This is a genomic window from Frankia casuarinae (assembly GCF_000013345.1).
GTDB classification, from domain to species: Bacteria; Actinomycetota; Actinomycetes; order Frankiales; family Frankiaceae; genus Frankia; species Frankia casuarinae.
This window is the reverse complement of the sequence record NC_007777.1, coordinates 3,971,733-3,994,879: the sequence shown is the minus strand read 5'-3', so window position 1 is coordinate 3,994,879 and position 23,147 is coordinate 3,971,733. Positions and strand designations below refer to the sequence as shown.

13 protein-coding genes, 3 pseudogenes and 1 CRISPR repeat array (1 of these 17 only partly in view) are annotated in these 23,147 nt (G+C 71.4%); of the genes and pseudogenes, 8 read left to right on the top strand and 8 right to left on the bottom strand.

Features of this window, described 5'->3' with window-relative positions:
- Positions 1-18: 18 nt before the first annotated feature.
- From FRANCCI3_RS16955 to FRANCCI3_RS16935, 5 genes are read left to right on the top strand one after another with little or no spacing between them, the layout of a single operon-like run.
- Positions 19-759 carry a TylF/MycF/NovP-related O-methyltransferase gene (locus tag FRANCCI3_RS16955; protein ID WP_011437746.1) on the top strand — a complete coding sequence of 247 codons (741 nt, stop codon included), beginning with the start codon at positions 19-21 and terminating at the stop codon, positions 757-759.
- Between the two features lie 2 nt (positions 760-761).
- A complete protein-coding gene (locus tag FRANCCI3_RS23615) occupies positions 762-1,802 on the top strand; it encodes a zinc-dependent alcohol dehydrogenase (protein WP_023841786.1) in 1,041 nt (346 codons plus the stop codon).
- A complete protein-coding gene (locus tag FRANCCI3_RS16945; protein WP_011437744.1) occupies positions 1,799-3,070 on the top strand; it encodes a DegT/DnrJ/EryC1/StrS family aminotransferase in 1,272 nt (423 codons plus the stop codon). The genes FRANCCI3_RS23615 and FRANCCI3_RS16945 overlap by 4 nt, the downstream gene beginning before the upstream one ends.
- Positions 3,071-4,372 (top strand): glycosyltransferase family 4 protein, encoded by a 1,302-nt coding sequence (locus FRANCCI3_RS23610; RefSeq protein ID WP_011437743.1) that lies wholly within the window; start codon positions 3,071-3,073, stop codon positions 4,370-4,372.
- On the top strand, positions 4,369-5,286 hold the full coding sequence (locus FRANCCI3_RS16935; RefSeq protein ID WP_011437742.1) for a hypothetical protein: 918 nt from the start codon (positions 4,369-4,371) through the stop codon (positions 5,284-5,286). Before FRANCCI3_RS23610 ends, FRANCCI3_RS16935 begins: the two co-directional genes overlap by 4 nt.
- On the opposite strand, the gene FRANCCI3_RS16930 is transcribed toward FRANCCI3_RS16935, so the two are convergent.
- Genes FRANCCI3_RS16930 through FRANCCI3_RS16915 form a run of 3 tightly spaced genes read right to left on the bottom strand, consistent with a single transcriptional unit; the run spans position 5,211 to position 12,198 of the window.
- A complete protein-coding gene (locus tag FRANCCI3_RS16930) occupies positions 5,211-6,848 on the bottom strand; it encodes a GMC oxidoreductase (protein ID WP_011437741.1) in 1,638 nt (545 codons plus the stop codon). The genes FRANCCI3_RS16935 and FRANCCI3_RS16930 overlap by 76 nt on opposite strands.
- A gap of 8 nt (positions 6,849-6,856) precedes the next feature.
- Positions 6,857-10,195 carry an MFS transporter gene (locus FRANCCI3_RS28270; RefSeq protein WP_011437740.1) on the bottom strand — a complete coding sequence of 1,113 codons (3,339 nt, stop codon included), beginning with the start codon at positions 10,193-10,195 and terminating at the stop codon, positions 6,857-6,859.
- Positions 10,192-12,198 (bottom strand): hypothetical protein, encoded by a 2,007-nt coding sequence (locus FRANCCI3_RS16915; protein WP_011437739.1) that lies wholly within the window; start codon positions 12,196-12,198, stop codon positions 10,192-10,194. Before FRANCCI3_RS16915 ends, FRANCCI3_RS28270 begins: the two co-directional genes overlap by 4 nt.
- Positions 12,199-12,611: 413 nt before the next feature.
- Here FRANCCI3_RS16915 and FRANCCI3_RS27545 point away from each other — a divergent pair, with 413 nt between their 5' ends.
- Both FRANCCI3_RS27545 and FRANCCI3_RS16905 read left to right on the top strand, forming a co-directional pair.
- Complete coding sequence (locus FRANCCI3_RS27545) at positions 12,612-13,598, top strand: radical SAM protein (protein WP_160172370.1); 987 nt, start codon at positions 12,612-12,614, stop codon at positions 13,596-13,598.
- On the top strand, positions 13,592-14,743 hold the full coding sequence (locus FRANCCI3_RS16905) for an epoxide hydrolase family protein (RefSeq protein ID WP_011437737.1): 1,152 nt from the start codon (positions 13,592-13,594) through the stop codon (positions 14,741-14,743). The genes FRANCCI3_RS27545 and FRANCCI3_RS16905 overlap by 7 nt, the downstream gene beginning before the upstream one ends.
- Before the next feature lie 89 nt (positions 14,744-14,832).
- Here the strand turns inward: FRANCCI3_RS16905 and FRANCCI3_RS16900 are convergent, their stop codons facing one another.
- Positions 14,833-15,036, bottom strand: a complete 204-nt coding sequence (locus FRANCCI3_RS16900; RefSeq protein ID WP_023840411.1) for a hypothetical protein — start codon at positions 15,034-15,036, stop codon at positions 14,833-14,835.
- A gap of 290 nt (positions 15,037-15,326) precedes the next feature.
- Here FRANCCI3_RS16900 and FRANCCI3_RS16895 point away from each other — a divergent pair.
- Positions 15,327-16,489 (top strand): annotated as a pseudogene (locus FRANCCI3_RS16895) (benzoate/H(+) symporter BenE family transporter).
- Positions 16,490-16,606: 117 nt separating this feature from the next.
- Here the strand turns inward: FRANCCI3_RS16895 and FRANCCI3_RS28790 are convergent.
- The 4 genes and pseudogenes from FRANCCI3_RS28790 to xerC form a co-directional block, all read right to left on the bottom strand.
- Positions 16,607-17,285 (bottom strand): annotated as a pseudogene (locus FRANCCI3_RS28790) (uracil-DNA glycosylase).
- Between the two features lie 545 nt (positions 17,286-17,830).
- Positions 17,831-18,502: pseudogene (locus tag FRANCCI3_RS28265) on the bottom strand (alcohol dehydrogenase catalytic domain-containing protein); the annotation flags it as partial.
- A complete protein-coding gene (locus tag FRANCCI3_RS16880; RefSeq protein WP_235186947.1) occupies positions 18,486-19,106 on the bottom strand; it encodes a Uma2 family endonuclease in 621 nt (206 codons plus the stop codon). The gene FRANCCI3_RS16880 and the pseudogene FRANCCI3_RS28265, both read right to left, overlap by 17 nt.
- 731 nt (positions 19,107-19,837) lie before the next feature.
- Positions 19,838-21,271, bottom strand: coding sequence for a site-specific integrase (gene xerC, locus FRANCCI3_RS16875; RefSeq protein ID WP_235186949.1), 1,434 nt, complete (start codon positions 21,269-21,271; stop codon positions 19,838-19,840).
- An 894-nt stretch (positions 21,272-22,165) separates the two neighbouring features.
- A CRISPR array of direct repeats spans positions 22,166-23,147; the repeat unit is 37 nt; unit sequence GTTGGGAACCTCGCCGGGCGCGGACGCCCGGCGCTGC (it continues 508 nt past the right edge of the window).

Sequence of the window (23,147 nt, the reverse complement as noted above, 5' to 3'; positions counted from 1 at the left end):
TCTGACGAGGTGGAACACATGCCAACGCCCGACCGTATAGAAAACGCCACCTACCACGACCAGGATCGTGCTCGGAGAATCTACGGCGAGGCCTTCCGAGCCACCTTCGAGTACGTCTACGGGTGCCACATCCCCGGTGCGGTGGCGGAGTTCGGCTGCTTCCAGGGATTCAGCTCGCTGCTCCTGGCCGATCTCCTCGTGGAGTTCAACGCCATGCACGAATTCTACGACGTCCTGCATCCCCGGAATCTGTACCTGTACGACTCCTTCGCGGGCTTCCCCAAGAGCGTCGATCCGGTGGACGTCGCCTCCTACGAGGTCGCCGACACCGGTTACTGGCGCGAATCGGAGGACGCGGCCCCACCCGGCACCGAGGAGATGCTGCGCCGGGAGTTCACCGCCCGTTTCGGCGACCGGGACTGGACCGTCGTGCGCGGGATGTACGAGGAGACGTTGCTGTCCACACCCATCACCCGCCCGGTGGCCATCGCCAACCTGGACTGCGACCTCTACGCGTCCACGTCCCAGGTGCTCGACCACCTGTTGACCCACCGGTTGATGCCCGACGGTGCGGTGCTGCTGATGGACGACTACAACTGCAACCGCGCGAATCCCCGGTTCGGAATGCGACGGGCCATGCGCGAGTGTTTCGCCCGCACCGACGGGTTCTACGACTACAGCGAGTTCCTGCGCTATGGATGGCACGGTCGCGCGTTCTTCGTCCACCGGCTGGGCGACAGCCCGAATCCGGACGCATGATCATGACCGATGACGACATGCTGGCCCTGGTGGTCCGGGGGCACCGTGACCACGGCCTGGAGCGGCGTCCCCGGCCCGAGCCCGGTCCGGGCGAGGCCCTGGTCGCGACCGACTTCGCCGCCATGTGCGGTACCGACCTGCGGTTGCTGGACGGGACCCTGCACGACGCCGAGTACCCGGTGATTCCCGGGCACGAGTGGTCCGGCACGGTGCTGGCGGCCCCCGACCGCCCCGAGCTGGTGGGCCGGGCGGTGGTGGGCGACAACTTCCGGCTCTGCGGCCGGTGCCCCGCCTGCCTCGCGGGACGGCCGAACCTGTGCACCGACATCGACGAGGTGGGCTTCACCCGCCCGGGTGCCTTCGCCCAGCTGTTCACCATCCCCGCCGCCAACCTGGTCGCGCTGCCGCCACAGGTCCCGGGCCCCCAGGCCTGCCTGCTGGAGCCGCTCGGCGTGGCCCTGCACGCCGTGGAACGGGCCGGGGCGGTGTCCGGCCGGTCGGTCGGCGTGATCGGCGCCGGAACGATCGGCCTGCTCGTCGCCCAGCTGGCCCGCGGCGCCGGGGCGTCCCGGGTACGGGTGGCCGATCCCCTGCAGTCCCGCCGGCGGATCGCCGCCGACCTCGGCGTCGACGCCGACCCGGGTATCGAGGGCTGGCACCCGGACCTGCCGGAGGTTGTCTTCGACGCCACCGGAGCGGCCGGCGTGTTCCCCCGTGGCCTGACGGCGACCGCGGTCGGCGGCGTCTACGTGCTCGTGGGCTACTCGGGAGCCGAGGCGGTCACCGTCGAACCGAGCACGGTGATGCTGCGCGAACTGACCGTGCAGGGTGTGCTGTCCGGTCAGGGGCAGCTGCGCACCGCCCTGGCCAAGGTCGTTGCCGGCGAGGTCCGCCTGGGTCCCCTGACCGGCGACCCGGTCCCGCTGACCTCGTACCGCAGTGTGCTCGAGCGCGACGGACCGGCACCGTTGCGCCTCTTCTTCCACGTCGGCGGCGACCGGACGGCCGGCGCCACCAGCCAGGAGCAGGGGGTAACGGCATGAGTGAACTGGCCCTTCTCGGTGGTACGCCGGTCCGGCGGGACCGTCCCTGGCCGAAGTGGCCCCAGTACGACGCGGCCAGCGAACAGGCTCTGCTCGACGCGCTGCGATCCCGCCGGTGGGCGGTGAGCTGGGCCAGCGACGGCACCCACGCCTGTGAGCGGCGGTTCGCCGAGGCCTTCGCCGCCTACAGCGACGTTCCCTACGGGGTGAGTGTCGACCACGGGTCCAGCGCCCTCGTGGTGGCGCTGGAGGCGTTGGACATCGGTCCCGGCGACGAGGTCGTGGTGCCCACGCTGACCTGGGTCGCCCCGGTGACGGCCGTGCTGCGGGTGGGGGCGCTGCCCGTGCTCGCCGACAGCGACCCCGAGACCGGCTGCCTGACCGCGCAGAGCATTCGGGACGCCATGGGCCCCCGGACGAAGGCGGTGATCGTCGTCCACCTGGCCGCGACGGTCGCCGACCTGCCCGCCATCACCGCCCTGACCGAGGACGCCGGCATCCACCTGATCGAGGACTGTGCGCAGGCGCACGGTGCGCGCTGGGGGGACCGGGCCGTCGGCTCCTTCGGGGCGATCGGAGCGTTCAGCTTCCAGAACGGAAAGGTCCTGGCCGGCGGCGAGGGCGGCGCCGTCATCACCGCCGACGAGCGGCTGTACCGGCGCGCCCAGCAGCTGCGGGCCGACTCGCGCCGCTATCACCCCGGCCCCCCGGTGGCCGGCACCCTCGAACTGGTCGAGGACGGCGAGGTGATGGGGGCGAACTACTGCATGTCGGAGCTGACGGCCGCCCTCCTGCTCGACCAGCTTCCCCGGTTGCAGGACCAGCACCGGCACCGGGCGAAGACCGCCGCCGACCTCGAGCAGGGGCTGGCCCGGCTCGGGGGGTTCGGCCCCATCCCCGTGCCCGAGCAGGTACAACTGCGTTCGATCTACGAGTACGGGGTCCGTTTCCCCGCGGGAACCTTCGGCGCGGTGCCGCTGGACCGGGTGGCCCAGGCCCTGACGGCCGAGCTGGGCATGACCTGGTATCCACCGGACGCTCCCCTGCACCGCAGCGTGATGCTGCGCCCGCACACCAAGCGCCGCTTCGCGGCCGCCTGGACCGAGGCCGCCCGCGACCGGGCGTTCTCCCGTGACTTCGGCGGCGCGCGCCGCTACTGCGAGACCACCCTCCTGTTCCATCACTCGGCGCTGCTCGGGGACTCGACCGACGCGGACGACATCGTGGCCGCTCTGGCCAAGGTGCGCGACCGCCACCCGGACCTCTGAGTGACCACCCGGACGACCGGGCCCCGGCAGGCAGCGGCCGGACCCGACGGTGGGAGTCCGCCGCACGTTCTGCGGCTGACGCCCTACTACTTCCTCGCCGACCGGGAGCTCACCCATCGGGAGCTGCAGTACGAGCCGATCGGCGGCATGCAGGTCCAGATCATGCAGACCACCGAGCAGATGTCGGCGCTCGGCGTGCGCCAGTCCGTGCTGCTGCCCCGCCGGCCGGGGATGCCCCGCTCGCTGATGCTCGACCCGCGCACCCGGCTGGAACTGCTCACCCTGCCGGTGGCGCCGATTCCCACCCGTTCCAAGGGCTACATCGGGTTACTCGTCTCCTGGGGACTCGCCGTCGTCGTCGCCTGCGTCGGCAAGCGACTGCGCGGGACTCGTCGCCAGTACTCCCTGATCCACGTCCACTGCAGCGAGCTGCCCTGGACCTTCCTGTTCGCCGTGCTGGCCAGGCTGCTCCTGGGGCGGCCGCTGGTGCTCACCGTGCACTGCAGCGCCATCGCGACCTTCCATCCGGAGACGCCCCTCGGCTGGGTGCTGATCGGCCCGGCCCGGTTCTTCGAACGGCACGCCGTCCGGCGGGCCGACGCGGTGGTGGTGCTCACCGACCGGGTCCGGCGGGCCTACCTGGAGCGCGGCCTGACCGGGCCGGACCGGGTGCACGTGGTCACCGACGGCGTTCACCTGGCCGACTTCCAGCGCCCGGGGGCCGAAGCGCCGTCCGAACCGCCCTCGGAACCGCCGGTCGTGCTGTACTGCGGCCGGTTCGCTCCGGAGAAGGGATGGGCCGACTTCGTCGACGCCGCGGCCCTGATCGTCGCCAAGGGCGTCCCGGCCCGCTTCGTGATGTGCGGCGACGGCAACGAGCTGGAACGCTGCCGGGCCCGCGCACGCCGGCTCGGCATCGCCGATCGCATCGAACTGCCGGGTCATCTGGATCGCTCCCGCCTCCCCGACGTCGTCCGGGAGGCGGCCGTGGTCGTCATCCCGTCCCGGCACGAGGAGATGGGTGGCACGGTCATCGAGGCCATGGCGGCCGGCAGGCCGGTCGTGGTGACCGACGTCGGCGGACTGCCGACCGTGGTCGGCCACGGCATGGCCGGCATCATCGTGCCTCCCTGCGATCCCCCGGCCCTGGCCGAGGCGGTCGCGGAGCTGCTCGACTCGCCGCAGCGGTGCGCCCGGCTCGGTGCGGCCGGGGCGCACCGGGCGCGCCAGTTCGACCAGGAGTCGGTCACGCGCCGCCTGCTCGACGTCTACCGGCTCGTCCTCGCCCACAGCCGCGGATGAGCGCGTTCATCCATCCCCCGGACGAGGACTTCCTCGGCCGGTTCGTCGCGCGCAACCCGTGGCTGGGCGCACGGCAGGCGCTGCTGGCGCGGTGGCTGGACGATCCGACGGACCGCGAGGAGATCGCTGCCCGCCTGGCTGTCCCGCTCGGACGACTGCTGTACTCGTTCAACGACACCGCCCCGCTGCAGGAGCCGGTCCGCTTCGGCTACCGGCGCACCGGCTACGCCGTCGTCGGCATGGCGGGGGTGTGCGACGACATCGTGGGCGGGCGCTTTCCCCGCTTCGGCAGCCCGGTGACGCTGCGCTGCTTCCTCGACCCCCCGGGGCTGCTGCCCCGGGGGATGCTGGAGGCCGCCGACTGGAACTTCATGGACGCCGGCCGGGACGGCTTCCTCGGCTACTGCTACGGCGTCCGGCACGGGGATACCCTCTACCTGGCCGGCCTGCAAAGTGACCTGGCCGCCCGTTACGCCTATCTCTTCCAGGCCCACGGCGGGCGGACCCACGTGCGGGTCGGCGAGGAGGTGGTGCACGGCGACACCACGGTACTGGCGGCCCGGTGGGGATCGCACGTGCCGCTGTTACGGCGGACCTTCCAGCGCTACTGGATCGACGTCCTGCTCGCCGGGGTACTGGCCTGGTCGGTGCAGGACGGCGGGCTGGACGCCGTCGGCGTGCTGCGGTTTCCGCTGACCGAGGCGGAGGGACGGTCGGGACATCTGGTGCACCGGGTGTACCGGGATCTCCCGGACCGACTCGGCTGTTCCCCCCGCACGGTGGTGGTCGGCGCCCGGCGGCATCCGTACCAGGTCGCCCGTCTGGAGCAGGTGGCGGACTACCTCGGCGACCGGTTCGCCGCGGTCACGCTCGGCCCGACCAGTTCCCCGATCGGGACGCGACCGGTGGCGTAGCGCTCCGCGAGGAGCCGATGGGCCACCCGTAGCGCGAGCGCCTGGATGGTCAGCGTCGGATTGACCCCGCCGGGGAACGGCAACAGGCCGCCGTCGGCTACGAAGACGTTGTCCGCGTCGTGCAGGCGGCCGTCGGGCCCGGTCACGCTGGTGGCCGGGTCCTCACCCATGCGGCAGGTGCCGTGCAGGTGCCCGCTGCCGAGCGCCCACCCGGACGCCTCCCGCACGATGACGTCGCAGCCGGCGGCCCGCAGCAGCGCCTCGCCCTGCCCGAGCATGTACTCGGAGCGGGCGAGGTCGCGCGGATGGGCCTGGTAGTCCATCAGGACGTCGGGCACGCCGTGGGCGTCGGTCCCCGGCCCCAGCCGGACCCGGTTGCCCGGTTGGGGTTCGTCCGGTACCAGCGCCTCGATCCGCAGCAGGTGTTCGGTGTCCCGTAACCGGTAGGTCCGCTCGGGCCGGTTCTCGTAGAGCAGGCCACCCAGCCCGCCCGGCGCCGCCGGGTCCTGGTAGAGGTCGGTCACGCAGCAGGTGGAGATGGGTCCCAGGCCCATCAGCCGGCTGCGGGCGGGCGCCGAGGTCGGCTCGTGGCAGTACCCGACCAGATATTCACCGATCTTGAAGCAGAGCCCCCGGCCGACCATGTCGTGTGAGTTGCCCAGCCCGGCCGGATGCCGCACGGTGGTCGAACGCAGCAGCAGCGCGGCAGTCTGCACGGCGTTCGCGCACAGCACGAAGTGCCGGGCCCGCAGGACGACGCGCTCGCCGTCCGGCATCCGGACGCACCGCAACGCGGTGGCGTCGCGACGCGCGTCCCCGAGCAGGGCCTCCGCCTTCAGCCCGGTGAACAGGCGTGCGCCCGCGGCCATCGCCGGCCGCAGGAAGCGGTCCAGCGCGTCCCCCTTGGCGTGGATCGGGCAGCGCCGTGAGATGCAGGGGGCATCCGCGGCGCACACCGGGCGACCGCGGTACTCGATGCTGTTGACGCCCAGGGGGGTGGGAAACGGTGCCCAGCCCATGGACCTCGCGGCCTCCGTCAGCCGCCGCCCCTCCGCCGTGGTGGCCACCGGGGGCAGCGGATACGGCCTGGACCGGACCGGCAGGCTGGGGTCGCCGTCCGCGACACCCGCGACGCCGATCAGATCCTCGACGGCGTCGTAGTAGTCCGTCAGCTCCGCCGGCTCAAGCGGCCAGCGCAGCGGCAGGTCGGCCCGGCCCAGAACGGTCTCCGGGTCGAAGTCGAGCGGGCGGTGGCGGAACAGGACCCCCCCGAAGAACAGCGTGCCGCCACCCACGTTGCAGGTCGTCCAGGGTGAGCCCACCTTGGCCCAGGTGCCGTTCTCCTGCCGCACCCAGGCGGACTCCCCCGCGGCCAGCACGTCGTCGTAGCTGTCCTCGTCCGTGACGAACCCACCCTGCTCCACCACGGCCACCGACAGCCCGGCCCGGGCGAGCAGCCAGGCGACGACCGAACCCGCCGCCCCGCTGCCCACCACGCAGATGTCGTACTCGTCCGCCAGCTCCTGCGGGGTGGGAGCCGGTCCGTAGCCCGGTGGGACCATGCCTCGCCTCATGCCCGAGCCGCGCCGAGCGGGTCCTTCCGCTCGCTGGCGGACGGCGGGGCACCCGACATGGCGCCGACCGGCTGGGCCTCGCGGGTGTCGGGGTGCTCGGGATCGAGCATGGGCAGGTTGTAGGCGAAGATCTTGCCGGTGCGGAGCTGGATGCGGCTCCACTCGTCCGGGTAGCGCTGCGGGAAGATCGAACGCCGCTGACGGGTGGCTCCCGCCAGCAGTCGCTGCTGCTTCCTCGGGGGCGCCGCGGGCGGCGCCGCTCGGAAGTCCTGCTCGCACAGGTCGATCAGCGCCCGGGTGTCCGCCCTGATCCCGTCGGCCAGGTCACGCGCCGCGTCGCTGGCGCTGCTACCGGACTCCCTGGCCTGCCAGTAACGCAGCACCCGCAGGCCGTGACCGAGCATGCCGGTGTTGATGCCGCCGCTGGTCAGGTGGTGGGAGTTGCCGAAGGAGTCACCGGCCACGACCGCGTTCGCGGCCACCAGGGCGTCGAGCCCGATCCGCTCCGTCACGGTGAAGAGCTTGGGGCCGTAGGAGAGCTGGTTGTACTCGATGGCCCGGCGTGGGATCTCCGTCAGCTGTGCCGTCTGGTCCAGGAAGTAGCGCCGGAGCAGGAACTGATGCCCGGCGAAGTAGGGCTTGGAGTCCTTCGGCGTCCCGGCCGGGACCAGGCCGGCCTGGATCGGGTCGAACGTCTTGTACGGCGGGACCTCCAGCATCGTCCAGCCGATCTGCGCGTCCTCCTCGTGCCCCACGCACCGCTGGTGGACCCAGTACTCGTTGCCCGCCTGGTCGAACTCCGACGCGCGACGGACACGGATCCGGTCGGCGAGGTAGATGTCGACGTTGCCGACCAGGAAGTCGGCCTCGGCCGGCACAGGGCCCCGCCCGTCGCCCCGGTCCACGCACACCGTCTCCTGACGGAATCCCAGCCGGGCCGCGTCCGGGCTGTCCAGCCCCTCGGCAATCATGATCAGCCCGGGGGTGCCGAGGTCGACCGTCTCGCTGTACGGCACCCGCACACGGCGGAAGGCACCCCGGTAGTCCAGCTCGCGCACGGCCTCGACCCGGACCCGCACCCGGCCGTCCGCCGTGCGCTCGAAGCCCCGTTCCGCGACCGGGGTCCGGCGCAGCGCCGAGGGCAGCCACCGGCGCTCGCGGTCGGAGGACTCCGACGTGGCGACCCGGTGGTAGGGCAGGACGCGCACCCGCGGCAGGGCTTCGCCCCGGTCCCGGTCGATCTGTTCCAGCCCCTCCAGGTACCGGCGGAGCATGACGAGCAGTTCCTCGGCCCCGACCTGGAACATCGACTGGCTGCCCAGCACGTCCGAGAGGTCGTGCTCCAACGCCGCGGGGTCGAGCCCCTCCGGGCCCTCCAGGGGGTCGAGGACGTTGATCTCACGATGCGCCCGGCCCTCCCGGTAGCGGTCGTCGATGGTCTCGTAGTGCCGGGCGAGACCGCCGATGTGCGCGTCCGACTCGAAGCCGGTCACCACCTCGTCGCCCCGCACGGATCCTGCCCTGGTGTGCCGGGAGAAGAAGCAGTCGGCCAGTCTGAACGGCCGGCCGTCGCCGAGGCGCGGCAGCAGATCCTCGCCGTACCGCTCCAGCATCATCGAATCGATCATCGCGAGGTGGTGGTAGATCTCCTCGCGCATCGTCCAGCGCATCACCGACACGTAGGGCGAGCCGCGCAGTTCCACTCCCACTGCACGCCTGCCCATGGCCACCGACCAGAGCATGGCCATCATGTTGGTTCCGCCCAGGCCCAGAGCCAGGAAATCCGGGTCGGACAGGCCGGTGTGGTCCTGGGTCAGACGCTGCGAGGCCCGGGCCCGGTCGAGGGTCTTCGGTACGCTCGTCGGCACCGCCGGCCTGAGGAACAGCACCGTCAGCACCAGCGCGACCAGGCTGGCCCCGCTCCCGATCCAGAAGGCCAGGTGATATCCGCCGGTCAGGGCCTCGGCGTGCGTGCTCCCCCGCGAGACGAGCGTCGTGGTGCGGTCGGCGGCCACGGTCGCCAGGACGGCCAGGCCGATCGCCGGTCCGACCTGCTGGGTGGTGTTGACAAGCCCGGAGCGCAGTCCCCGGTCGGCGGCGGTGGCATCGGCCATCACCATGGTCAGGGAGGACGGGTACCCGAGGCCGGCGCCGGCGCCCAGAAGCACCATGGCGGGCAGGACGTCGCGCCAGTAGTCACCGTCCGCCGGAGCAACGGCCAGCAGGGCGAGGCCCGCGGTGATGAGCAGGAGGCCGGGCACCAGCACGGTCTTGGGGTCGATCTTCTCCATCAGTCGCGGCGTCGCCTTGAGGGAGATCACGGCCACCATGAGGGCGGTGGGCAGGAAGGCCAGCCCGACCTCCATGGCGCTGAGCCCCAGCACCTGGCGCAGGTATAGGGTCCCGAGGAAGAACATGCCGCCCATGCCGGCGATCATCAGCGCCTGCACCATGTTGGCCCAGGCGACGTTCCGCGCCCGGAAGATCGACAACGGGACGAGCGGATTGCGGGCCGTCCGCTGCCGCACGACGAAGGCCGCCAGCAGGGCTGCGCTGATCCCCACCAGCGCCCAGGTCAGCGGTGTCGCGCCGTCGGCGAAGCGCACGATCGTGTAGACCGTGAGCATCAGTCCGCTCGTGATCAGCAGGACGCCCGGGACGTCGATGCTGCGGTCGTCGAGCACCACTCGTTCGTCGTCCACCAGCCGCGCGCCGAGCGGCAGGACCAGCAGGCCCAACGGAACGTTGATGAAGAAGGTCCAGTGCCAGCTCAGCGCCTCGGTGATCCAGGCCCCGAGCAGCAGCCCCAGGGCGGCACCGGCGGAGGAGACGAACGCGTACAGGCCGATCGCCTTGGCCTGCTCGATCGCGTTGGGGAAGGTGGAGACGACCAGACCGAGCACGACAGCCGCCGCCAGCGCACCCCCCACCCCCTGAACGAAACGGGCGGCGACCAGCGTCTCCGGGTTCTGGGCCAGGCCGCAGACGAGGGAGGCCGGCGTGAACAGCGCGATTCCGGCGAGGAACATCCGCTTGGCGCCGACCAGGTCGCCCAGCCGTCCGGCGAACAGGAGCAGTCCGCCGAACGGGATCAGATAGGCGTTCACCACCCACGAGAGCCCGGCGGCGGAGAACCCCAGGTCCTGGCCGATGGAGGGCAGGGCCACGTTCACGATGGAGGTGTCGATCACGATGGCGAGGGCGCCGGTGCAGAGCACCAGCAGGGCCCACTGCCGTTCACGCAGGCTGCGGTAGCGGCTCACGATCAGGCGCCGCGACTGGACGGTCTCGTTCAGGCTCCCGAACGAGTCGCCCTTCGGCTGGAAGATGCTCACTGAGCTGCCACCTCGGCCATCGCACCGTCCATCCCGCCCATGGCACCGCCCGGCTGGACCATGCAACCGCCCATCCCGGCCCCCATCCCGGCCGTAGCACCGTCCTGCTGGGCGTCGGCAGGATCAGGCAGCCCACCACCGCCGCGCACGACCGGGTGGGTCATCGGGATCGGGGGCAGGGCCAGGGCGTGCATCCGCCCGCTGCGCACCAGCAACCGGCGCCAGTCCGACGGGTCGAGCGGCACCAGGGTGTGCCGGTGACGGCGGGTGGCGTCGATCGTGGTCGCCCGGGCGGACGACCGGTGTCCGCCGGCCGCCTCGATCGTGGCGATCCGTTCGGAGCCGAAGTTGATCGGCAGGGCGGTGCTGAACTCCTGCGCGCTCACCGCGAACCAGTCGTCGGTGTCCTGCTTGATGCCGTCGGCCAGGCCGCGTATGGCCTGCTCGTGGGGCACTCCGGCGTCCCGGGCCTCCCAGTACAGCTTGACGCGGTGCCCGTGACCGATCATGCCCGTGATGGCGCCGCCGCTGGTGAGGAAATGGCCGTTGCCGAAGGTGTCCCCGGCGACGACCCCGTTGGCCGCGACCTGGGCGTCCACCCCGGCCCGCTCGACCAGGCTGAACAGCTTCGGACCGTACGGCATCTGGATCCTCTCCAGTTCCGACACCGGCATCTCGCAGATCTGCGAGACCTGGTCCAGGTAGAACTCCCGCATCAGGTGCTGCACGCCGGCCCGGTACTGCTTGGACTTGCGGTAGGTACCGGGCGGCACCAGGCCGGACAGGATCGGGTCGAACGTCTTGTAGTCGGGAACCTGCACCAGGATCCAGCCGACCTCGGCGTCGTCCTCATGCCCCACCGCGATCTGCCGCACCCAGTACTCGTTGCCCTCCTTGTCGAAGTCGGAGGCGATCCTGCGCCGCAGCCGGCCGTCGACCAGCACCTCCAGCAGGCCGGCGAGGTAGTCGGCCTGCGCCACGACCGGCCCGCGGCCGTCGTGGTGGTCCACCAGCACGTCCTCCTGCCTGAAGCCTAGGCGGTCGGCGTCGGTGCTGTTGAAACCCTGCGCGATCATGAACAGCTCGGGAATCCCGATGTCGATCACCTTGCTGCCCGGCACCCGCACGCGGTGGAACCTGCCGTTGTAGTCCAGCTCCCTTACCTGCTCGATGCGGATGGACTTGCGACCGCCGGAGGCGTCCCCGAATCCCTCCTCGCGGCGCAGCCACTTCAGATAGCCCGCGTCGCTCCCGGTCCCGGTGGTGACCACCCGGTGGGACAGGAACAACCGCACCCGCGGCGTGACGCCCCGGGCCAGGTCCATCCGCTCGACCCCTTCGAGGTAGCGGCGCATCAGCACCATCACCTCGGAGGCCGCGCTCTGGAACGTGGAGGGCCCCTCCAGCGCCTCGAGGGTGCTGCGCCCCACCCGGGTGGGGTCGGGCCGGCGCGGGGGCTCCGGCGGCGTCAGCACGGTCACCGTGCGGTGCGGCTTCCCGTCCTTCCAACGGTCGTCGATGAACTCGGTGTGGAAGATCCGGCCGCCGATCCGCGCGGGCTCGCCGACCAGCGCGTCCAGGAATCCGCTGACCACCTCGTCGGCCGTGACGGCGCCGGCGGGCGTGTCCGGCCGGTAGAAGCACTCGGCCAGGATGAACAGGCTCCCGTCGCCCCGGCGGGGGATACCCGCCTCGCCGTAGCGCTCGAGCATCATCTGGTCGATCAGGCCGAGGTGGTGGTAAAGGTCCTCGCGAATGTTCCAGTGCACGCCCAGCGAGGGGTCACCCCGCAGCTCGACGCCCACCACCCGCCGGCCCAGGGCCAGCGACCAGAGCATTCCCATCATGTTGGTGGCGCCCAGGCCGAGGGCCAGGAAGTCGGGATTGAGGACTCCGGTGGTGTCATCGGCCAGGCCCGTGTCCTGGACGGTCTCGTCCAGCCGGGCCCAGGCCTGCCGCCGGGGAACAAAAGAGTTCAGGACACGACGAACGTCCACGCCCATAATTCCTCCATGACAATCTGCCAGATCGAGGTTCAAGAGCGCGGAGCGCGCCTCCACGGACGGCCGACAGCCAGAAGGTCCGTGGAGCGTTTACCGCCAACCGGTCCGCCCCAGCCAACTTGGTCCCGACGGTACCTACGCCTCGAATCGAACGTCAAGGGCGCCGTCTTCTACGCGACACCGGGACCCTACCGATCCCGCCCGCCCACCAGGCTCTTTCAGCCGACGTTCGGGCCGGTGCCACCATGATGCCCGAGCGCATCAGTCCCGACCCGAGATGGTTGCAGGAGAAAAAATGGTGGACGTTTCGCTCCCCGCTGGCTACCGTGCCAAAGGAGAAGGACGTGCTTCGGGTGGACCGACGTGGGGGGGCAATGACACGGAGCGCCAATGACACGGGGGCCAAGAATGACGTGGGGGCCGATGTGGCCGGCGGCATCGCGATCTGGGACCGTTTCCCCCCGACCCAGAGAATGGTCATCAACTACACTCTGACCTGCAATCTTGCGTGCGATCACTGCATTGTGGAGTCGAATCCGACCCGCCGGGAGCGGCTGACCCTCGACGAGGTCCGGTCCGTACTCGAGCAGGGGCAGCGCACCGGGAAGCGACACGTCACCTTCAGCGGGGGCGAGGTCTTCCTCTACCCACAGGTCATGTGCCAGGCCATCGCCCACGGCGTCCGGCTCGGCTATGTCGTCGACGTGGAGTCCAACGCCTTCTGGGCCCGCAACCCCGCCCAGGCCGAGGCCAGACTGCGGCCCTTCGTCGAGGCCGGCATCCACGGCCTGTCCCTCAGCGCGGACGTCCACCACATGCGGTACTTCCCCGTGGAGCGACCGATCAACGCCGCCCGGGCGGCCCGGGCCAGCGGCCTGGCCACCGAGATCCAGTTCTGCACCTCGGCCGACGAACAGGCCGACGAGCAGATCAGGGCGGCCCTGATCGCGGCCGGCGAGCCGTTCGTGGTGCTCGAGCTGCTCGATCGGGGCCGCGCCCGGGAGATGCACCGGATCTGGCGGGGACGTCCGGTCACCGAGCTGCCCGACTGCGACGATCTGACCACCACCGTGCACGCCACCGGTGACGCCTATGCATGCTGCCAGCTCGACATCGGCGTCGACGACATGAAGCGGACGCCGGTGTTCCTGGGGCCCGTGCGCGGCCCGGGATCGGACCCGGCGGAGCAGGCCCGGCGGGAACGGCTCGTGCACGCCTTCCACGACCCGCAGTCCCCAGCCTACTTCCGGACCATGGTCGCCGAGGATCCGCAGTTCCAGGACCTCGCCGACGCGCGGTTCACCAACATCTGCGATTTCTGCCTGCGGGCCCTGAGCGACCCGGCCCGGGTGGCGGCCCTGGAACGGGTGCTCGCCCGGGCCGGACGGACCGCGTGCTGATCACACCGTCCCGGATCCGGGTGCCCGAGGACGTCCTGACCGGACTGCGGCAGCGGATCGCGCGGGTGCGCTGGCCGCAACCGGCCCCCGGCCCGGCCTGGTCCCAGGGCACCGACCTGGCGTTCCTCCAGGGAATGCTCGCCGACTGGGCCACCTTCGACTGGCGTGCGGCCGAGGAGAGAATCAACGGCGGGTACGACCAGTTCGTCGCCGAGGTGTCCGGGCTGCGGGTGCACTACGTCCATCATCGGGTGCCGGGGGCCGACGGTCCGCCGGTCATCCTGACCCACGGCTGGCCGAGCAGCTTCGTGGAGATGCTCCCGCTCGTCGACCGCCTGCGCGACCCCGCGGCGTACGGCATCGACGCTCCCGCGCGGGATGTCGTCGCCGTGTCCCTGCCCGGGTATCCCTTCTCCGAGCGTCCGGCCGGGGAACACACGCTGCGGGACACCGCGCGTGTCTGGCACGACCTGATGACCGGGCTCGGCTATCCCCGGTACCTGGCCGCGGGCAGCGACTTCGGTTCCGGGGTCAGCACCTTCCTGGCACTCGACCATCCCGACACGGTGGCCGGGCTGTACCTGACCGATCTCGAACTCGACCCCGTCCTGGACCCGGCCGTCGACCCGACACCGCTGTCCCCGGCCGAGCGTGCGTATCTGGACGCCGGCGAACGGTGGTCGCTGACCGAAGGCGGCTATCACGCGATCGCGTCCACCCGGCCCCAGACCCTCGCGTACGGGCTGACCGACTCGCCCGCCGGGCTGGCCGCATGGCTGCTGGAGAAGTGGCGTGCCTGGTCGGACTGCGCCGAAGGCCGGGTGCCCCGAGTGTCCCGGGAGTTCCTGCTGACCACGCTCACGCTCTACTGGGCCACCGGTTGCGTCGGGAGCACGCTGCGCGACTTCCACGACAACCGCCAGGTCCAGGAGGGCATGACGGTCGGTGACCGGGTCCTCGCCCCCACCGCGTTCGGGCGTTTCGGGAACGGCCTGGATGACCTTCGCCCGCCCCCGCCCGAGTTCGTCGGACGGCTGTGCCGCGTGGTGCGCTCCACGGTGCACGACGAGGGCGGGCACTTCCCCGCGGTGGAGGTTCCCGACCGGCTCGCCGCCGACATGCTCGCCTTCTTCGCCGAATGCTGACCCTCGGATCCCGCGCGGGGATGACCGGATGGCCCGGCCCGGCGGCCCGGCGCACCACCTTCCCGCGTCCGGACCGCGGCATCCTCCCACTACAGGCCGTGCAGTGACAGGCCGTGCAGTGACAGGACGTGCAGTGACAGGACGTGCAGCGCCTCCCGGCGGGCCTGGGCATCGGAGGGGTGGGGACGCCCGGTCGTGACGCTGTCCGGCGAACGTCCGTCGGGCAGCACCTTCCAGGGCGCCAGGTTGTGGAGACGGGAACTTCGTGTGAGCGGACGATCCCGCCGCCCCACACCCCCACCGCTCGCGCCCCGGGAGAGCCCGGGGCCGGGCTGGTCACCCGCGGCCGGGTGCCGGTGGCGGCCGTGGCCTCGTGACGGGTGCCGTATCCGCGGTCCGTTTTCATGGTCCGCCGCCGAACGGCCGACAGTAGTGTTCCGGGGATGGAACAGCGCGATCGTGACCTTCCGGACCTACCGTCGGCGCCGATCCCGCTGTCACCGTGAGCGACGGCGGTTCAGGCCGGTCGGATCCGCCGGATCCCGCGGACGGCGAGGCGGCTTCGGGGGTTCGGGGCACCCATCTGGTCAGCGCAGGCGCCGTCACGGCGCTGGTCGGGTTCGCGAGCACGGCCGTCGTGGTGCTGGCCGGGCTGCGGGCGGTCGGGGCGGACCCCGCGCAGGCAGCCTCGGGCCTGCTTGCCGTCACCGTCACCCAGGCGCTCGGGACGCTGTGGCTCAGCCGCCGGCACCGGATGCCGATCCTGCTCGCCTGGTCGACGCCGGGCGCGGCGCTACTCGCCTCGACCGGCGCGGTCGACGGTGGCTGGGCGGCGGCGGTCGGGGCCTTCGCGGTCTCGGCGGCCTGATCCTGCTGACCGCGCTGTGGCCCCGCCTCGGGACGCTCATCGCCGCGATCCCAGCGCCGATCGCGCAGGCGATGCTCGCCGGTGTCCTGCTCTCGCTGTGCCTCGTGCCCGTCCACGGGCTGGTGGACCATCCGGCGCTCGTCGCGCCGGAGGTCGTGGTGTGGCTGGTGCTGCTGCGGGTCGCGCCGCGCTGGGCGGTGCCGGCGGCGTTCGCCGCCGCGGTGGTGGCGGTCGGGATCTGGTTCGGCCGGCACGGCGGGCCCGACAGGCCGCTGCTGCCCCGGGTCGCGCTGACGGCACCGACGCTAAACTGGGCGTCGATGCTCTCGCTCGCGGTTCCGCTCTACGTCGTCACGATGGCCTCGCAGAACGTGCCGGGTGTCGCGGTGCTGTCCTCCTACGGGTATGCGGTCCCCTGGCGGGAGGCGATGACGGTGACCGGGGTCGGCACCGTTCTCGGCGCGTTCGCCGGCGGCCACGCGATCAACCTGGCCGCGATCACCGCGGCGCTCGCCGCGAGCCCCGACGCGCACCCCGACCCGCGACGACGCTGGGTCGTCGCCCACCTCGCCGCCTGGACCTTCCTCGCCCTCGCCCTGCTGTCCACGCTCCTGGTGACGGTCGCGGCCGCCGCCCCCACCGGCGTCACCACGGCCCTCGCGGGCCTCGCCCTCGTCGGCACACTCGCCTCGGCGCTGACGTCGGCCCTGGCCGACCCGGCCGAGCGGCAGGCCGCGGTCGTCACCTTCGTCGTCGCGGCCAGCGGCGTCACCCTCGCCCGCGTCGGCGCCGCCTTCTGGGCCCTCGCCGCCGGCCTCCTCGTCCGCGCCGCCCTGCGCCGCGGCCCCACCCCCGCCGGTGCCCCCGCGCAACGCTGACCGGCACCCTCCCGGACCGCAGCCCGCGGGGCAGGGCATCTCACGTCTGCCGGGGCGCCGGTGTCGGCCACGGTCAGGCGCCGTGTCCCGGAGCTTCCGGGCCGAGCGGCGGGCGGGTCACGGGAGGCTCCAGTCGACCGGCTCGGCACCCTGGCGGCGCGGGAGGTCGTTGGCCCGGCTGAACGGCCGGGACCCGAAGAAGCCCCGGTCGGCCGACCGCGGTGACGGGTGGGCGGACTCGATGGTCGCGGCACCGTCCAGGAACGGCCGCAGGCTGCGGGCCTCGGCACCCCACAGGATCGCGACCAGCGGCCTGCCCCGCCCGGCCAGCGCCCGGATGGCCTGTTCGGTGACCGGCTCCCAGCCTTTGCCCCGGTGCGAGCCCGGGCTGGCGCGGCGCCGTCGTCAGCGCCCGGTTCAGCAGCAGCACCCCCTGGCGCGTCCAGCCGGTCAGGTCGCCGGTCGAGGGCCTCGGCACGCCGACGTCCGCGCACAGCTCCTGGAAGATGTTCAGCAGACTGCCCGGCAGCCGGCGCACCTCGGGTGCCACCGCAAAGCTGTAGCCGATGGCCATTCCCGGGGTCGGGTAGGGATCCTGTCCGACGATCAGCACCCGCACGTCGTCGAACGGCTGCTGGAAGGCCCGCAGGACATGCGGGCCGGCCGGCAGGTAGCCGCGCCCGGCGGCGATCTCCGCCCGCAGGAAGTCGCCCATGGCGCTGATCTGCCCCGCCACCGGTTCGAGGGCATGCGCCCAGCCTGGCTCGACAAGGTCCCGCAGTGGTTGCGCCGGCATGGCCGGCCATGCCTACTGCGCACCACCGACCGCCCCTGCCTACGCCCCACCGCGGCCGAACTTCCAGCCGGGAATGTCGCCGATGGCCGATGGCCGATGGCCGATGGCGTGGTGGCGTGGTGGCCGGTGGCGTGGTGGCCGATGAGGCGGCGGGTGTCCCGTGCTGTCCCGGGGCCCGGGGAGGCCCGCTGCGCCGTCGGCCGGGTGGCGCCGTCGGGCGTGGTGGCGCTCGGCGGTGCCGGCTGTCCCCGTGGGGGCCGGGTCCGCGGGGGCCGGGTCGCAGAGGCCGGGTCGCAGAGGCCGGGTCGCAGAGGCCGGGTCCGCGGGGGCCGGGTCGCAAAGGCCGGGTCCTCGACGTGGGCGCGTTTCCCGCCGCCGGCCGTCAGGCCGGTTTCGACGCGACACCCTCGTAGGCGAAGCCGACCAGGGCAGTTCCGGCCATCGGGTATGTCCTGGCCGACTCCAGGGTCAGCCCGGACCGCCCAGCGCACCTTCGCCACCCAGCCGGGCGTCGTGTAGTCGACGACGGCATCGGCCCCGAACTCGACCGCGACGTCCGCCTTCGCGGGACTGCCCACGGCAGCAATCACGGTCGCGGCCCCGGCAGCCTTGGCCCGCTGCACCAGAAGCGAGCCGATCCTGCCCGCCGCCGCAGTGATCAGAGCGGACTCGTCGGGCCGGACCTGGATGGCCGACACCAGGCCGACGGCGATGGCGCCGGCCTGGAACACCGCCACAGCGGACCCGAGGGTGAGCCCCTCGGGCACCTCGTAGACGCTGTCGGCCTCGGCCAGGGCCAGCTCCGCGTACCCGCCGGTCATCCCAGCCGTGCTCGCCACCACCCGCTTGCCGGTCAGCGACGAATCGACGTCCGGTCCGACGGCGGCGACCCGGCCGCCAACCTCCAGGCCCGGGATGTACGGCTTCGGAAACGGATACCGGCCGGACCGCACGATGACGTCGCCGTAGCCGACCCCGGCCACCTCGACAGCGACCAGCACCTCGCCGACCGACGGCTTGGGATCCTCGATTTCCTCGACCCGCGGGACCCCCGGCGGGCCGAACTCCCGCACCCCCGGGACGAGTGAAGCGATGGCGCCACGCTGATCCGCGACATCCAACCGTGCCAAGATCGTCTCGCACGGCTTGTAACAAATGACTGGGAGGGCCAAAATTGGTCCTGTCGACCTGTCGGGACGCTCAGAAAGCCAGGTCATCCCAGGTGATGGTGATCGGGATGGGGTTGGTGATTTCCGGTGGTCCGCCGGCCTCGTCTTTCATGAGGGTGCCGAGGTGTTTGTAGAGCATGCTGGCGCGGTCGAGGGCGTAGCGTTCGATGCTGGTGACGCCGTCGTTGTCGAGTCGGATGATCCAGTAGTGCTGGATGCCGGCGCGGGCGTATTCGCCGAGCTTGTCGGTGGTGTCCTGGGTCTCTGAGCCGGGCGAGACGATCTCGATGACGAGCAGGGCGTGTTCGGCGCGGAGCCGTTCGCCGCGGTCACGATCGAGGCAGCGGTAAAGGATGACGTCGGGCCGGCGGTTGAGCAGGGGGATGTCGCGGAGCCGCAGGTCGACGTCGTTGTTGACCGTCAGGCAGCCGTACCGGCCTGACTTCACGGCGTTCCGGGCGTGCCGCTCCAGCAGGTTGGCGAGCCGCCGTCCCGCGGTCTGGTGGTCCGGGGCGGGAGCCTCACAGAAGATGATGTAACCGTCGACGATCTCGATCGACCGGGCGATCTCCTCCGACAGCGCCTCGTACTCGGCTGCCGTCACGCGCGCGGGCTGCGGGCGCAGGTCGCGCAGCCAGCTGTCCTCTGGCAAGGCCGTCGTCACCATCGCCTCCCGGGCGGATGAGTCGTCACGCGTCCAAGACGTCGGTGGGACGCGACCATCCGATCCCAGCGTAGATCCTGGGCTCGCGTGGATGCGCATCGCAAGGCAACGCGACCGCGTCGAAGCCGCAGCCGCCGTCGGGGCGCCCCTCCGCGGCAGGGCCGTGCCCCGGACCGGCCACGGCCGCGCCGGTCTGTGACCACCGCTGGGTGGTGTGATCTCCTCGACAGGATTGCAACCAGACGGATCTCTGTACAGAGGAGTATTCGACGTTCACGGTCGCGCGTGACGTGCGTCGATGCAGCTCAGCACACCGCATAGCCGGATAGTCCTCATAATCCGTCGGTCGTGGGTTCGAGCCCCACCCGCCCCACCCCTCCTGACCTGGCCTTTTGCAGCGGCCAGGTGGCCGTGGAGATCAACAACGGGCCCTGGTGGTGACGTGCTGGTGACGTTGCGACCGCAACCATTTTCCGAGCCTCCTCCGCTGGTTGCGGAGAGTGGCCGTGGCTGGTGAGGGTGCCTCGGTGCCGGTCGATGCGGACGAGCTCTTGGTGGCCCTCGGCGGCCCCGCCGCGGTCGTGGGGATGGCCTGGTCTACCGGCTGTTTGACCGATCTTGACCGTGCGCGGTTGGTGTGGCCTCCCGCGCTGCTGGTGGATCAAGAGCCGATGCGGTCGGTGCGACCGGAGTTTGCTGCGAACCTGACCCGGGGTGTCCTACAGGTCGAGGCCAGGTCCGTTGGCGGGGGGTGGTGTGGGGTCGTCCAAGCTGTCGGGTTCCACCTGGCCGGGTGGGTGTCGGCGGGGGACGATGTCGGCGGCGGCTTTGGCCGCGGCGCGATCCGCGTCGGCGAAGACCGAGGTGTAGACGTCGCCGGTGAAGTGGACGGAGGAGTGTCCGAGGAGTTCGGAGACGACCTTGAGGTCCTTGGTGGCCCGGTAGGTGAGGCTGGCGGCGGTGTGCCTCAGGTCGTGCAGTCGGATCGGGGGCAGGGGGCCGAAGGCGAGCGCGGTCTGAATGGCGTCTTCGGGCATGAAATGCCGGGCGGCGAGCTGGTCGACGGTCCAGCTGTGTTCGGCGTGCTCATGGCGGATGGTGGCGAATCGGGTGATGAGCCGTTCGAAGCGTTGCGAGACGCCGTTGGGGGTGAGCCTGCTGCCATCGGGATGAGTGAACATCCGTCCGCTGTCGACCCAGGCCTTACCGTAAGCGGCGCGTTCCTCGTCTTGGCGCGCCTGCCAGGTGGTGAGGACGTTTTTTGTAGCCGGGTCCAGGCTGACAGTACGGTAGCCGGCGTCGCTTTTGGGTTCGGTGTATTCGTCGCCGTCCAGGTCGAGGTTGTCGTCGGCGCCGGAAACGGATCCGGGGAGGTTGTCGAGGATGTAGATACTGTCGTCGTCGATGTCGATTTCGGTCCAGCCGAGGGCGACGGCTTCACCGCGACGTAGGGCGCGGTGGGCGATGAGATGCCACAGTGGGTAAAGGCGGTCGGCGACGGTGAAGTCGAGGAAGGCACCGGCCTGCTGCGGGGTCCAGACCATGACGGGGGAGGGCCGTTTACCGGTGCGTTCCCAGGCGGCGATCCGCGGTGCGGTCCAGACGAGCGGTCGGGGCTTGCGGGCCTTGGGTAGTTCGACGTGTTCGGCCGGATTGACGCCAAGTTTCTTACGTTTCACGGCGCTGTTGAGCGCGCTCATGGTGGTGGCGTGCACCCGGCGTAGCCGGGAGGCGCTGAGGGGCCGGCGGTGGTTGGGGTCGTCTTTGCGGACTTCGAGGAGGCGGACGAGCAGGGGTGAGCGTTTCCTGCCGTGCAGATCCCGGCCGATGAGCCGCATGGCGGCGTAGAGCTGTTCGATGTGGTGGTCGCGCAGGTCAGCGAGTCTGAGGTGTCCCAGGCCGGGTTTGAGATAGAGGCGGACGTGCTCCTCATACGAGCGGCGGGTGGACGCGGCGAGACTCGCCTTTCCATCGAGCCAGTCGTCGAGGTAGCGGGCGACGGTGAGCCCGGTGTCGTCGGGCCGCCCACCGCCATGGAGTTCGGCCAGGGAACCGGTCAACGCGACCTCGGCCTCCGTCTCGGTCTCGAACGGTCCGCCGGTGGTGCGCCGCCGCCGCCCATTGGGACCGGGTGGGACGTCGTGTATGTACAACCAGGAACCGTGGTCCGACCGGGGCAGTTTCGGACACCGGGCGCCGTAATCCTTGCCTGTCTGGGGATCGCGGCAGCCGCACCGTTTGAACACCGATCCCCTCACTGGACACCATCCGGGCAGCCTGTCCCGGGGGCTACCGCGGCCGAGGATGACGGGCAGCTGCGCCCAAGTTCATCGGACGCGGCTGGTGGGACGGGGCGGGGCATACGATTCATGCGCACCGACGGTCCGGGCTGGTGCCATCGCAGACGGCATCGTCGCGGCCCTCGGCAGAGACATCGTCGCAGGCGCAGGCATCCACATTGACATCGAGCGCGTCACCCTGGCATGGCCTCGACACAAGGCTGTTGCGTTGTGAGGGGTAGGGCGTGCGAGGCTCTGGCCGGCCGGGCGGTCAGATGGCGCGGGCGAGCTCGGTGAGAACGGGCGACAGTATCGGGTGAGAATCGGCCTCGACGTCGAGTTCGTCGTAGCCGCGGCGGATGTTCTGGACTAGCCTGAGTTTCCTAGCTGGCGAATAACTTATGCCTCTTTGGCTATGATCGACGATCTGGTGTACGCCGGTCGACCTGCACCGTTGCGCGACCAGATCGGTGCGATTATGGCTTCAAAGGATGTATTGTCCATATTGTGGCGTCGATCATCAAGAAGCGGCGGGGCGACCGGGTGTACCTGTGATCAGGACCGGCGGACGTCCATGGAGACCGGCGAACAGGCTGCCGATGATCTCATAATCCGTCGGTCGTGGGTTCGAGTCAGGCCTCTTCCAGCCAGTCGCCGCCGTGAAGCTCCGCTAACGAGGCCATCAGCGCCTTCTGCGCATCGTCCTCGGTGGGAAATGGACCCCCGACGGCCCGCCGCCGCGATCGCGGCAGATGCCGCCACCACGGGGTTGGGAACCTCGCCGGGCGCGGACGCCCGGCGCTGCCTGTGATGTTCGCGGCGGTCTCGGTGCCGGAGTAGTTGGGAACCTCGCCGGGCGCGGACGCCCGGCGCTGCTCGCCGAGCGCAACGCCGAGCTGCGCCGGTGCGCCATCGTTGGGAACCTCGCCGGGCGCGGACGCCCGGCGCTGCTGGACGGCGCCCTGTACGAGATCGACCTGTCGAGCGGTTGGGAACCTCGCCGGGCGCGGACGCCCGGCGCTGCTGCTCGACGTAGTCCTGGACCTGCTGCCACGAGGTGTTGGGAACCTCGCCGGGCGCGGACGCCCGGCGCTGCTCCCCCTCGGGGGCGATGTCGACCAGCAGATCGGGTTGGGAACCTCGCCGGGCGCGGACGCCCGGCGCTGCCCGGCCGGTCCCCGAGCGGGCCGATCTCGGAGCTGTCGTTGGGAACCTCGCCGGGCGCGGACGCCCGGCGCTGCTCCCAGCGGACATCCCCGGCGCCGAGGAGCTGGTGTTGGGAACCTCGCCGGGCGCGGACGCCCGGCGCTGCTCGATCTTCGTCGCGACGCCGTACAGCAGGATGGCGTTGGGAACCTCGCCGGGCGCGGACGCCCGGCGCTGCGCCGATGGCCTGACCACCCTCGCCGACCTCCTCGCGGAGTTGGGAACCTCGCCGGGCGCGGACGCCCGGCGCTGCGACGACATCGAGAGTGTCTGAGGTGGTGTACACCTCGTTGGGAACCTCGCCGGGCGCGGACGCCCGGCGCTGCGTTCGAGGACGGCGCCCATCCGTCGGCGATGTTGACGTTGGGAACCTCGCCGGGCGCGGACGCCCGGCGCTGCTTCGACCGTGTCGAATAGTGGGGATGTGTCAACGGTGCAGTTGGGAACCTCACCGGGCGCGGACGCCCGGCGCTGCGACGTATTCGGGCTGCATTTCGTCAACGAACCGGTGTTGGGAACCTCGCCGGGCGCGGACGCCCGGCGC

Excerpts from the sequence above, each read along its gene's own strand:
- FRANCCI3_RS16935 (WP_011437742.1), top strand. The coding sequence starts at position 4,369 with ATGAGCGCGTTCATCCATCCCCCGGACGAGGACTTCCTCGGCCGGTTC.
- FRANCCI3_RS23615 (WP_023841786.1), top strand. The coding sequence starts at position 762 with ATGACCGATGACGACATGCTGGCCCTGGTGGTCCGGGGGCACCGTGAC.
- FRANCCI3_RS16915 (WP_011437739.1), bottom strand. The coding sequence starts at position 12,198 with ATGGGCGTGGACGTTCGTCGTGTCCTGAACTCTTTTGTTCCCCGGCGG.
- FRANCCI3_RS16930 (WP_011437741.1), bottom strand. The coding sequence starts at position 6,848 with ATGGTCCCACCGGGCTACGGACCGGCTCCCACCCCGCAGGAGCTGGCG.
- FRANCCI3_RS16945 (WP_011437744.1), top strand. The coding sequence starts at position 1,799 with ATGAGTGAACTGGCCCTTCTCGGTGGTACGCCGGTCCGGCGGGACCGT.
- FRANCCI3_RS16955 (WP_011437746.1), top strand. The coding sequence starts at position 19 with ATGCCAACGCCCGACCGTATAGAAAACGCCACCTACCACGACCAGGAT.